Origin of the sequence: Salegentibacter echinorum (assembly GCF_900129445.1) — a bacterium.
GTDB lineage: Bacteria > Bacteroidota > Bacteroidia > Flavobacteriales > Flavobacteriaceae > Salegentibacter > Salegentibacter echinorum.
In genome coordinates this window covers 24,773-37,202 of the sequence record NZ_FQVT01000022.1, presented here as the reverse complement: position 1 = coordinate 37,202, position 12,430 = coordinate 24,773, and the positions used below count along the sequence as shown (strand labels likewise).

The 12,430-nt window shown below is 38.8% G+C and carries 11 protein-coding genes and 1 tRNA gene; 9 read left to right on the top strand and 3 right to left on the bottom strand.

All coding sequences use genetic code 11. The features are described from left to right. Nucleotides 1–195 precede the first annotated feature (195 nt). Together BUA71_RS16585 and BUA71_RS16580 are read left to right on the top strand one after the other, a co-directional pair. Nucleotides 196–420: a hypothetical protein gene (locus BUA71_RS16585; protein WP_072881790.1), complete on the top strand. Its 225-nt coding sequence runs from the start codon at nt 196–198 to the stop codon at nt 418–420. Continuing rightward, nucleotides 420–740 carry a type II toxin-antitoxin system PemK/MazF family toxin gene (locus BUA71_RS16580; RefSeq protein WP_072881788.1) on the top strand — a complete coding sequence of 107 codons (321 nt, stop codon included), beginning with the start codon at nt 420–422 and terminating at the stop codon, nt 738–740. The genes BUA71_RS16585 and BUA71_RS16580 overlap by 1 nt, the downstream gene beginning before the upstream one ends. 440 nt (nt 741–1,180) lie before the next feature. On the opposite strand, the gene rimM is transcribed toward BUA71_RS16580, so the two are convergent. Both rimM and BUA71_RS16570 read right to left on the bottom strand, forming a co-directional pair. Continuing rightward, entirely contained in the window at nt 1,181–1,708 is a 528-nt protein-coding gene (gene rimM, locus BUA71_RS16575; RefSeq protein ID WP_072881786.1) for a ribosome maturation factor RimM, read from the bottom strand. Nucleotides 1,709–1,720: 12 nt separating this feature from the next. Then, entirely contained in the window at nt 1,721–2,299 is a 579-nt protein-coding gene (locus BUA71_RS16570) for a 30S ribosomal protein S16 (RefSeq protein WP_072881784.1), read from the bottom strand. A 393-nt stretch (nt 2,300–2,692) separates the two neighbouring features. Between BUA71_RS16570 and BUA71_RS16565 the strand changes: the two genes are divergently transcribed. From BUA71_RS16565 to BUA71_RS16540, 6 genes are all read left to right on the top strand, one after another. After that, on the top strand, nt 2,693–3,139 hold the full coding sequence (locus tag BUA71_RS16565; protein WP_072881783.1) for a ferritin-like domain-containing protein: 447 nt from the start codon (nt 2,693–2,695) through the stop codon (nt 3,137–3,139). 566 nt (nt 3,140–3,705) lie between these two features. Then, on the top strand, nt 3,706–8,097 hold the full coding sequence (dnaE, locus tag BUA71_RS16560; protein ID WP_072881781.1) for a DNA polymerase III subunit alpha: 4,392 nt from the start codon (nt 3,706–3,708) through the stop codon (nt 8,095–8,097). A 437-nt stretch (nt 8,098–8,534) separates the two neighbouring features. Further along, nucleotides 8,535–8,852 carry a thioredoxin gene (gene trxA / locus BUA71_RS16555; protein ID WP_072881778.1) on the top strand — a complete coding sequence of 106 codons (318 nt, stop codon included), beginning with the start codon at nt 8,535–8,537 and terminating at the stop codon, nt 8,850–8,852. Between the two features lie 74 nt (nt 8,853–8,926). Continuing rightward, nucleotides 8,927–9,859, top strand: a complete 933-nt coding sequence (locus BUA71_RS16550; protein WP_072881776.1) for a DUF58 domain-containing protein — start codon at nt 8,927–8,929, stop codon at nt 9,857–9,859. A gap of 207 nt (nt 9,860–10,066) precedes the next feature. Then, the gene (locus BUA71_RS16545; protein WP_072881774.1) at nt 10,067–10,330 is read left to right on the top strand and encodes a GIY-YIG nuclease family protein; all 264 of its coding nucleotides are present in this window, start codon (nt 10,067–10,069) and stop codon (nt 10,328–10,330) included. Next, nucleotides 10,308–10,381 (top strand) — tRNA-Asp (locus BUA71_RS16540). Before BUA71_RS16545 ends, BUA71_RS16540 begins: the two co-directional genes overlap by 23 nt. A 163-nt stretch (nt 10,382–10,544) precedes the next feature. On the opposite strand, the gene BUA71_RS16535 is transcribed toward BUA71_RS16540, so the two are convergent. Next, nucleotides 10,545–10,874 (bottom strand): transposase, encoded by a 330-nt coding sequence (locus tag BUA71_RS16535; RefSeq protein WP_072881772.1) that lies wholly within the window; start codon nt 10,872–10,874, stop codon nt 10,545–10,547. Nucleotides 10,875–10,910: 36 nt separating this feature from the next. On the opposite strand from BUA71_RS16535, the gene BUA71_RS16530 reads away from it, so the two are divergent. Continuing rightward, complete coding sequence (locus BUA71_RS16530; RefSeq protein ID WP_072881770.1) at nt 10,911–12,428, top strand: hypothetical protein; 1,518 nt, start codon at nt 10,911–10,913, stop codon at nt 12,426–12,428. Nucleotides 12,429–12,430: the final 2 nt, after the last annotated feature.

The window sequence follows — 12,430 nt, the reverse complement described above, 5'->3', positions numbered from 1 at the left end:
GTCGAACAAAAACAACGAAATATCTTGAAAATAGCAAGAAAACTCGGATATGAACTTTCTGAAAAACAGTTGGTTACATAAATACGTCAATGATAAGGAGGAACGACTGAAGCAATCTCTTTTTAAATCAATGAATCCCGCTTCACCATATTATCGCATCATCTAATTTTGTATATTTAAGACAAATTATGTGCTATGAAAAAGCAGGCAATTTTAGAAAAAACGTTTACGAATTTGGCCAAACTTCCAAAGTGGAGATTGAGGGAAGTGTCTGATTATGTTGAGTTTCTGATCCAAAAAAATGAAAATAAAGAACTGCAGGAAGAGTTGCAGGAATATGCGGGTAAGTCTGAGACATTTAGTTTTTTAGAGGAAGAAGAAGACCTTTATAATGATGAAGATTTAATCGAGAAGTATTGATGAAGCAGGGAGATATTGTCTTGGTTTCTTTTCCTTTTACAAATTTAAAAGGAAGTAAGAGGAGACCGGCCGTTATCCTTTATGTGGACAAATTAGATGTTCTTGCAGCTTTTATCACTTCAAAAATAATTAGACCTACTTCACTGGAATTACGTATTGATCCTTCTAAATATAATCAGCTAAAAAAAACTTCGGTCATAAAAGCTACTAAAATCTGTACTTTAGAGAAAGTGCTAATTAAAGGCAAATTAGGAAGTCTAACCACTTTAGAAAAGCAGGAATTATTAGCTATATATCGTATGATTTTTCAATTTGATTAAGGTTTTTTAAAGTAATGTATTCTCGAATTACTGTATTATCTCATTACCAAATCAACACCAGATTGCCACTTCGCTACGCTCATCGCAATGACGATCGTTGTAATTTTGGTCGGCTGTCGCCGAGCTACGAGTTATGTGATGATGTCATTGCGAAGTTGCTTTTTTGGCAACTGAAGCAATCTCCTTTCGAAATCTCAAATCAACGAATCCCGAATCACCGCATAAGCGTATTATCACTTCAACATATCACCAACATCGACATCAGATTGCCACTTCGCTACGCTCCTCGCAATGATGGTTGGTTAGTTTGGGTCGGCTATCGCCAGGCTTTGGGTCATTATACATGCGATAGTTTAGAATCAAATAAAGGTTTTAAATTTGGACTCCCGACTCCCGACTCTCGAATTAACGACTCCCGAATTACCGCATTATCACATCAATTATCCAAGATACAGGTCTATAAGGCCCTCGGGAGTAGATAAATGGATGGTTTTGTTTGGTTTGTCTATCTTTTCGATAAACTTGTCGTTAATGGGGATTAGGATTTCTTTTCCGTCTTTTTTTATTTCAAAAAGAGTCTGGGCGGTGCTATCGTTTACCGAAGTGATTTCGCCAATATTGCCGTGGTTTGTATCTATAGCCTGGAATCCTATAATCTCGTGAAAGTAGAACTGGTCATCTTCCAGTTTGGGAAGCATAGTAAGTGGCAGGTAGGTGAAGGCGCCAACTAAGTCTTCAGCGTCTTCTTCTGTCTCAATATCCTCAAATTTCACTCTAAGCAGGCTGCTTTTTTGTAGCGAGCTGCGTTCAATAAAAAATGGAACCAGGTTCTCATTATATTCAATGAGTACTGATTCCATTTCTGTGTACATTTCAGGGACATCGGTGTCTAATTTAATTAGCACTTCTCCCTTAAAGCTAAATTTACCAACGATTTTTCCTAAGAAGAAACATTCGTCTTTAGTCATCGTTAATTCGTATTAGCCTTTTTTCTCTTCGGTTTTTGCTTCTTTGGCAGTCTCTTGATCAACTTCCTTTTCCACATTAGCTTCAGGTTCATCCTCTTCGGTTACTGCCGCACCTTCAGCTTCAGCAGCAGCTGCCGCCTCGGCTTCTTTTGCTTCAGCTTCACGCTTTGCGTTTACCTCTTTTTCAGCATCAAGAGCCTTCTTTTTGGCTTCCTGCTCTTCTTTGGTCAGGTTATCTTTCTTAGCCGCAATTTTAGCTTCTTTTTCTTCAACCCAGGCCTGGAATTTCTTCTCGGCTTCTTCTTCGGTTAAAGCTCCTTTTTTAACGCCACCGGCAAGGTGTTTCTTAAGCATTGCACCTTTGTAAGAAAGGATAGCACGTGCCGTTTCTGTAGGCTGAGCACCGTTATCTAACCATTCTACCGCTTTGTCCACATCTAATTCGATGGTAGCAGGATTGGTGTTTGGATTGTAAGTTCCTAGTTTTTCTAAGTATTTACCATCTCTTTTTGCACGCGCATCTGCGGCAATAATCCAGAAAAAAGGTTTTCCTTTTTTACCGTGTCGTTGTAATCTTAATTTTACAGACATAAAATTTAAATTGTGGGGTACCCGACCCCGATTATTAATAAGGCTGCAAAGATATTATATTTTTCTAATTCACAAGTGGTTGGAAGAATTTTTATTACAGTATAAAAAATAGAAATTTTTGGGGAAGCAAGCCACAAGGAACTGGACAATTCTATACTGAAAATAATAAAATTAGGATGATTTTATTAGAAAATATCCCGCCGCTGTTAAAAGCAGTTAATAAGTGCTAAAGCCTGTTAAACACGTTGCTGCTATGGGACAGGCATATTATCTTTATCTACTGGATAATCAAGGTTTAAAATTCTGATGCCTGCTTAAATCCTGGATAATTTTCTTATAAAAAGGCTTTTGGGTATGCATCGGAATATTTTACTGTAATTAGAAAATATAAATATGGGTTACTCTGAAAAAGTTTCGAATAAATTAAATGCTTTACTGGAGAAGAATTATGATGCCGAGAAGGGGTATAGATATGCTGCAGAAAATGCCCAGGATCCGCAACTGAGAGCTTTTTTTATGGAAAGAGCTCAGGAGCGATACGATTTTGGCCACGCGCTTGAAACTGAAATTCGCAATTTCGGGCAAAATCCTGATAAAAGTTCCAGTTTGGCTGGTGATGCCCATCGTACCTGGATGAATTTAAAAACCACCCTCTCGGCAAACAAGGATGAAGCAGCACTTGAAGAAGCCGTAAGAGGGGAGAAAGTTGCAGCCCAGGAGTATGAAGAGGTGCTTAAAGATCCCGAAATCCCGGCGTCTACGGCAAATTTATTATTGAAACAAAAAAATCAAATTGTGGCTTCTCTTAATAAAATGAAGGGGTTAGAACTTTCAAATTAAGAACACTCTCAATACCTGGTTTTTTTGGTATTAGAATTTATGCCTATAGTTTAGTATGGTGTTAATTTGTCATTCAGAACACAGCTTGCGGAGTGAAGAATCTCTATTAGAATAGAAAATGGATTCCTCCTACGTCGGAATGACAGTACATTTGAAAAACAATAGCTTTATTAAACTAGGGTCATTTAATAAATACGAGCAGATGTTTGATTGAAGTAGTAGTTTTTAGTGTTCGTATTAAACCTCACAGTTTGCCGTCTTTACGGATTCTGTGAGGTTTTTCTTTATGAATTCAATTTCTTGCCACGAATTCACGAATACTTTTTAAAACCTGGTAGGATTAAAAATCAGCAATGTTGATGAACCGGTTGGCTTATTCTAAGAATTAAAAAGCCGGCGTGGTATGGTTTAAGGACTGTAAATCCCCTAATATTAATCCGTTAATAAATGCTTGAAAATTAACTTGAGCCTACGCTAAAATATATGTAATTTTATCCTCTTTTCAGACATTTTCTCAGCTGAATTTTAATACTGAAAATCAGATAAATACGTAATTTTTACAGCCCATGTACCTCATTTTTGATACTGAAACTACCGGACTTCCAAAACGTTGGGATGCTCCTTTAACCGATTCTGATAACTGGCCAAGATGTATCCAGATTGCCTGGCAATTGCACGACCAGATGGGCCGGCTTATAGAAAGTGAGGATTACCTGGTTAAGCCCGAAGGGTTTAATATTCCATACGATGCCGAAAAAGTACACGGAATTTCTACTGAGCTTGCTGCCCAAGACGGGGTTCCTCTGGGCGAGATGCTGGAGAAATTTCAGAGAGCTTTAGATAAAACGAAATTTGTGGTTGGCCAAAATGTAGGGTTTGACCTTAATATTATGGGCGCCGAATTCCATAGGGAGAATTTTGAAAATACCCTGCAGGAATTACCGGTTTTAGATACCTGTACCGAAGTTACCGCAAACCTGTGTAAAATTCCCGGTGGAAGGGGAGGAAAATTCAAACTACCTACCTTAACCGAGTTGCACGAACATCTTTTCGATGAGCCTTTTGGAGAAGCACATAACGCTACTGCCGATGTAGAGGCTACTACACGTTGTTTTCTGGAGCTAATTAGACAGCGGGTTTTTACTGTGGAAGAACTGGATGTGCCAGGCGATTATTTTGAGAAATTTTCAGAGGAGAATCCGCAGCCTATTGAACTTATCGGTTTAAAGCATATTAATCTTAAAAAAGCTTCCGATAAAATAAGAAAGAAGCTTCAAAAACAAGAGCCTTCCGAAGAAATTACAACCGAAGAGATTCAGGAGAACCTCGAGAAATTAGATGAGATTCCATTCTCTCATTTGCACAACCATTCTCAGTTTTCGGTATTGCAGTCAACCATAAGCATAAAAGACCTGGTAAATGTGGCCGGGAAAGAAAATATGCCAGCGGTGGCGCTTACCGATCACGGAAATATGATGGGTGCTTTTCACTTTGTAAAAGCAGTTGGGGATTATAATAAAGCAATTAAAGAAAAAAATGAAGCAGCTTTAGCCAACAATGAACCGGCAGAAGCCCCTGAACTAAAAGCAATTGTGGGTTGTGAATTCTTTGTTTGCGAAAATCATCTTGATAAATCCCGAAAGGATAACGGGTACCAGGTGGTGATGTTGGCCAAAAATAAAAATGGCTACCACAATTTGGCAAAGATGTCTTCTAAAGCCTATACAGATGGGTTTTATTATGTGCCGCGAATAGATAAGAAAGTAATTGAGCAGTATAAAGAAGATGTAATTGTACTCACGGGAAACCTCTATGGGGAGGTGCCGAGTAAAGTGCTGAATGTTGGTGAAAATCAGGCAGAGGAAGCTTTATTGTGGTGGAAGGAAACCTTTGGCGACGATTTGTATATCGAGTTGATGCGTCATAATCAGGAGGATGAAGACAGGGTGAATCCGGTGTTGATAGATTTTGCAAAAAAACACGATGTAAAATTAATTGCCTCCAACAACACCTATTATTGCGCCCGGGAAGATGCCAACGCGCATGATATTTTACTGTGTATTAAAGACGGTGAAAAGCAGGCCACGCCAATTGGTCGTGGGCGCGGTTATCGATATGGTTTACCCAATGATCAATATTACTTTAAAAGTGGTGAAGAGATGAAAAATCTCTTTAAAGATTTACCGGAAGCCATTAGTAATGTTCAGGAAATAGTAGATAAAATTGAACCTTTTGAGCTGGCGCGGGATGTATTGCTGCCTGCTTTTACTATTCCCGATGAATTCCTGGTAGCCGAAGATGAGAATGATGGCGGGAAGCGTGGGGAAAATGCCTATTTAAAACACATTACTTTTCTGGGGGCAAAAGAACGTTATGGGGAAGTAACCCCGGAAATCGCCGAGCGGCTTAATTTTGAACTTTCGGTAATTGAGAATACCGGCTACCCCGGGTATTTCCTTATTGTGGAAGACTTTATTAGGGAAGCCCGAAATCTGGATGTTTCGGTGGGCCCAGGCCGGGGATCGGCGGCAGGTAGTGCTGTGGCCTATTGTTTGGGAATTACCAATATTGATCCTATAAAATACGATTTACTTTTTGAGCGTTTCCTAAACCCCGATCGTGTGAGTATGCCCGATATTGATATCGATTTTGATGATGAAGGCCGGGGAAGGGTAATGGATTACGTGATCGAAAAATATGGCGCCAACCAGGTGGCACAAATTATCACTTATGGTACTATGGCCGCCAAATCTTCCATTCGGGATACGGCCAGGGTGCTGGATTTGCCGTTGGGGGATGCCGATAGGATTTCGAAATTGATCCCAACCATGTCCAAACTCGGAAAAATTTTCGGGATGGATGAAAAACAGCTGAAACAAAAATTTAGGAGTGAAGATTTAGAAAAAGTCAATGAACTTTTAAATATTTCTGAAGGAGAAGACCTGGAAGCCGAAACAGTGAATAAAGCAAGGGTGCTGGAAGGCTCAGTGCGGAACACTGGAATTCACGCCTGTGGGGTGATTATCACGCCAAGTGATATAACGAATTATGTGCCGGTTTCGGTGGCTAAAGATTCAGATCTGTATGTGACGCAGTTCGATAACTCGGTAGTTGAAGATGCAGGCCTGCTAAAAATGGATTTCCTGGGCTTAAAAACCCTAACTCTTATAAAAGACACGGTAAAAATTGTAAAAGGCAGGCATAATATAGATTTGGTGCCCGATGATTTTCCGCTGGATGATGAAGAAACCTATAAACTCTTCCAGCGCGGGGAAACCGTAGGGATTTTTCAATATGAATCCCCCGGAATGCAAAAGCACATGAAAGATCTAAAACCCACGGTGTTTGACGATCTTATTGCGATGAATGCCTTGTATCGTCCCGGTCCCATGGAATATATTCCCAGCTTTATTGCCAGGAAACACGGGGATGAAGATATTTCTTACGATTTGCCTGAAATGGAGGAATACCTGCAGGAAACTTATGGAATTACGGTGTACCAGGAGCAGGTGATGTTGCTCTCGCAAAAACTGGCTGGCTTTAGTAAAGGTGAAGCCGATGTACTTCGTAAAGCGATGGGTAAAAAGATTTTCGCTTTGCTAGAAGAATTAAAACCGAAGTTTTTAGATGGCGGGGAAGCAAAAGGGCACCCACGGGATGTGTTGGAAAAGATTTGGAAAGACTGGGAAGCCTTTGCAGCCTATGCTTTTAACAAATCGCACTCCACCTGTTATGCCTGGATTGCATACCAAACGGCTTATTTAAAAGCTCATTATCCAGCTGAATATATGGCCGCGGTGCTTTCCAATAATATGAACGATATCAAGCAGGTGACCTTCTTTATGGAAGAGTGCAAGCGGATGAAGTTGGAAGTGCTTGGTCCAGATGTAAATGAATCCTTTTATAAATTCTCGGTAAATAAAAATAATGCAGTCCGTTTTGGGATGGGAGCCATTAAAGGAGTTGGTGCCGGTGCGGTAGCAACTATTGTGGAAAACCGAAAATCCAACGCGGGACCTTATCGCTCTATTTTCGATATGGCCAAGCGTATAGACCTTAGGGCAGCCAATAAAAAAGCTTTTGAAAACCTGGCACTGGCCGGCGGATTTGACGGTTTTGGCGTGACCCACCGCGCACAATATTTTCACGATGAAGGTGATGGCATTACCTTTTTGGAAAAAGTGATAAAATATGCCGCGAAATATCAGGAGAATGAAAACTCTTCGCAGGTAAGCCTCTTTGGAGATGCCAGTGAAGTGCAAATTCCCGAACCTGTGGTGCCGCCTTGTGAAGAATGGGGTACTATGGAAAAACTAAGACGGGAACGTGAGGTTGTTGGGATTTATATTTCGGGTCACCCGCTGGACGATTTTAGATATGAGATGGAGTATTTTTGCAATGGGAAACTCGGCGAATTCCAGGATTTAGAAAAATGTGTAAACAGGGATATTACCTTTGGCGGAGTGATAAGCGATGTGCAGCACCGGGTGTCTAAAATGGGGAAAGGCTGGGCTATGTTCACTATAGAAGATTATACAGATACTTATGAATTTAGGATGTTTGGGGAAGAATATTTGAAATTCAGGCATTTTTTAGTTCCCAACTCCTTCGTACACGTAAAGGTTTTTGTAAAGGAAGGTTGGACCAATAAGGAAACCGGTAAAAAGGGAGAACCCAGGTTGCAGTTTAATAACATTTACCTGCTGCACGATGTGATGGACCAATTTGCAAAGAAACTGACTATTCAATTGAATATAGACGATCTTCAGGAAGAAAAGATCGATTGGTTTAAGGATGTGTTTAGGACGCATCGTGGCGACCATAAGTTGAATTTTGTGGTCTATGAAATGAAAGATCAGGTGAAATTGCATATGCCCAGTAAAAAACAAAAGGTGAAAATTTCACAAGAGTTATTACATACGCTGGAGGAGGAGCAAGTGATGTATAAGTTGAACTAGAAGCCCCTCTCCCTAGCCCTCTCCCCTAAGGGGAAAGGGAATGGGGTGCGGATATCGGTTGCGGGTTCTCATTTCTCAGTTTTGGATTGGGTTTTTAGAATGTTTGCAGTCATTGCGAGCGACGAAGGAGCGCGGCAATCTTTTTTTGTTTGATGTTTGACCTTTAATCTTGCCTGAAAAAGAATCTTTATCCATTGCTTACTGCGACTGCACACTGCAACTGCCAACTGCCCACTGAAAACGCCCCGGTTAGGGATTGAAGCCGCTACCGTGTAGCGCTGAAAGCCCGACCGCGCGCTACAGGCGCGGGGTAACCGCCAAATAAAACCCATAAATATACCTATAACTAAATACAATGCGGCTCTTGTAAGGAAAGCGAAAATAATTGACTAATTTTACACTTTGATGATATTAACAGAAATTAAAAACAAATAATTATGGCTATTGAATTAACTGATGCAAATTTTGAAGAGCAGGTGCTTAAAAGTGACAAACCTGTAATGGTAGATTTTTGGGCAGCCTGGTGTGGACCTTGTAGAATGGTAGGTCCTATTATTGACGAAATTAGTAATGAATATGACGGAAAAGCGGTTGTAGGAAAGCTGGACGTTGATGCGAATCAGGAATTTGCAGCCAAATATGGCGTTAGAAATATTCCTACTGTGCTTATTTTCCAAAACGGAGAAGTAGTAGGTCGCCAGGTAGGCGTGGCGCCAAAAAATACTTATGCTGAAGCTATTGATGAGCTTTTATAGTATCTTGCGGTATAAAATGTATAAAACCCGGCTTTGAGTCGGGTTTTTTTGTTTAGGATAGTATCTTAGTTGCTATGGACGTAAAGAAGGAAGTTTATAATTCGGCTGCGGGTTTTGGAAACTTGGAATTACTGGCCCGGCAGGTGGTTGAAGGCTATATTTCGGGAATTCATAAGAGTCCGTTCCACGGGTTTTCTGCGGAATTTGCCGAACATAAAAGCTATAATCGGGGCGAAAGTACCAAGCACATAGACTGGAAACTTTTTGCCAGGACCGATAAGTTGTACGCGAAACGCTATGAGGAAGAAACTAATTTACGCTGTCATTTTATTTTAGATAATTCGGCTTCAATGCACTATCCTAAACGGAAAAAATATGCAATAGACAGCCTGAATAAGATTGGTTTTTCGGTACTTTCTATCGCCAGTATTATGCAGATTTTAAAGCGGCAACGCGATGCAGTAGGCCTTAGTGTTTACAGTGATGAATTTGAATTTTATGCTCCTGAAAAAGGTAGTGACCGGCATCGCTATATGCTAATGGACGCCCTAAATAAAAGTATTTTAAAGAAAAAAGATCATAAAACGACCAAAACCTATACTTTTTTACATCAAATCGCCGAGAAGCTAAAACGGCGTTCTTTAGTGTTTCTTTTTACCGATATGTTTCAGGCCGATACCGATGAAACCGCTCTTTTTGAAGCTTTGCGTCATTTAAAATACAATAGGCACGAGGTGGTGTTGTTTCATGTGATAGATAAAAAAAGAGAATTTGAATTTGATTTCGACAATATTCCCAGGCGTTTTACCGATGTGGAAACCGGTGCAAGTATAGATTTGTATTCAGACAATATTAGGGAGGATTATAAAAAAGCAGTGAAGGAATATATTGAGAATTTGCAAATGGAATGTGCCAAATATAAGATTGGCTATGTGGAAGCCGATATCAATAAAAATTTTGATAAAATTTTGACCAGCTATTTTATTGAAAGACAAAAGTTTGGCTAAGGCTTTAATTTTTTTCTGAAAAAATTTTAAAAAAGGTTTGTGGAATTGTAAAACGGGTGTATATTTGCCCTCGCAATAACGCATTGAGGTTATTAGAACTTCAAATTAAGACGAGCTGTAAGTCTTTAAATAACAAGCACGGTCTGGTAGTTCAGTTGGTTATCCCGAGTACTCGGGATTGCCTGTCACTAAGACAACACGTTCATAATGTATTTTGTATATATTTTAAAGAGTAAACTGGATCATAGTTTTTATATAGGTCAAACAAATGATTTAAATAGAAGATTACTTTATCACAATGATGGGAAATCTAGATACACCAGTCGGAAAATTCCCTGGGAAATAGTTTACTTTGAAAAATTTAATACAAGAAAAGATGCGATTTTTCGGGAAAAATTTTTGAAAAAACAAAGAAATACCGAATTTTACAATCGCTTGATAAAAAATTGGTCTGGTAGTTCAGTTGGTTAGAATACCTGCCTGTCACGCAGGGGGTCGCGAGTTCGAGTCTCGTCCAGACCGCAAAATTGCAAAAAGCTCCTCAATCGAGGGGCTTTTTTTATGGGGTAATTTCTCTGTAAGAATATATGGTAAATCCGTGAATTGCTTGAGTTTATTACTACTTCAGCACAAAGCTTTTCCTGTTTAGGAGAGGCTTTTCTCGGATCAAGCCTAAATGTGGTGTTTAAGCAAAAATTGTAGTTAATCTATATAGGAAGAATTCAACATTTTTCACTCCTCTAAACTGAGCTCTAAACGCTTTTATCTTTGCATTAAAGGATTCTGCCGAAGCGTTGGTGCTTCTATTGATAAAGTAATTGAGAATAGACCTGTAATTAAGAGTAATGGTGTTGGCTATGGTGTTAAAAGCCTTAAACCCTGTATCCTCTACATCTTTGTGCCAGTGGGCAAGTTTGGTATAAGCCACTTCTACTGATTTTGCTTTATTGAATATATCTCTAAGTCTTTGTGTGAGATTAAAAATTACCGCAAAGAGGGTATTTACATGAGCGATATTAAAACATAAGTTTGGAACTTAAAACTTATTGAAATGGAAAATAAAATTACAAAATCACTAATCTTAATTATCGTTGCATTCATCTTTTTGAGGTGTAGTACAGATGATAATGGTGAAAACTTATCCTCCCAACCAGAGGAACATATTGGTGTTTTCCTTGATAGTCCGGTTGAAGGTTTATTCTATGAATCTGAATCTTTTAGCGGTTATACCGATGCTAAGGGACAGTTTTCATATGCAGAAGGAGAGCAAATTGTCTTTTTTGTAGGTGATATTAAAATCGGTAGTGCCGTAGGACAGGAAGAAATTACGCCAATATCTATTGCTTCTACTTCAGATGCTACTTTAGAATCAAAGGAGGTAAAAAACATTGCAGCTTTTCTACAAACTTTGGATATTGATGGTGATCCCGAAAACGGAATTAAAATTGAGCAGACCGTAGTTGACGCTCTTGAAATGGATACCGTTAATTTCTCGGGTTCGATTACTCAAGTAATTGGTGAGATTGTTAACGATGTAAATCAAAGAACAGGAATTGATCTAAATCCAGTTTATCCTGAAGAAGCAGCAACTCACTTAGCTGCCTCTTTAAATACTTCTTATGAACCGGACGATTTATTATTTACCGATTTTCTTCCCACTATTGAAAGCTGGAATATTTATGCAAAACCTTATTTGCCCAATACTGCATCAATATGGATACATAAAACTGATGAAAATGGCAATCCATCACAATCTATACAATATGAAAAGCACCCTTACAGGATAGTTAGAACTTATACTTATTCTAACTATAATGAATTTAATTTGCCAAAGAACATAGAAACCCAGTATTATAATTATGGAGAGCCGGGAAATAAAGCGATGAACCAGGTTACGTATAATCTGGAAGGACAATTAAGTTCCTGGAGCAATGCTAATTCTTCCAATTGGAAATATGATTTAGAAAAGAATGAGGACGGATCTATTAAGGCCATTTCTTCTTATTTCAATAGCAATTTGGCACATAAAAATGTATTTATTTATAACGAAAGCGGAAATCTTATAAAGGAAATTCGTTACAAAAATGAATCTGAGAGCTCTGTAATTTATGAACATTCTTATACCTATACTGAATTTGGGGAAATGGAGACTTTATCTATGTTATTTAACAATGAGCAGGCTTTAGAGTATCTATGGGAATATTCTTATGATGAAAATAATGTACTTATTGAAAGACATCGGGAAACCGTCGATCTTTTAGGAAGAGACCGCACCGACACTTATTTTTATAACGAAGAAGAACGATTAGAACGTTTGTTAATTAAAGTAGGGGATTATGTAAGTGATTATGTAGAATTTTATCCTAATGGAGATCCTAAAAAGGCAGAAACTACTTATCAGGGCTTTTTATATGAAATAGTGATCTGGGATGAAAACGGTTATTCTGAATGGAAAATAATTGAAGAGGATACCGGTAATTACCGAATAGAATATAAAGATCAGGACGAAAATATTCTGAAAACAGAATATTATGATTCACAAGGAAACCTAATTTCGATTAAAGAATAATT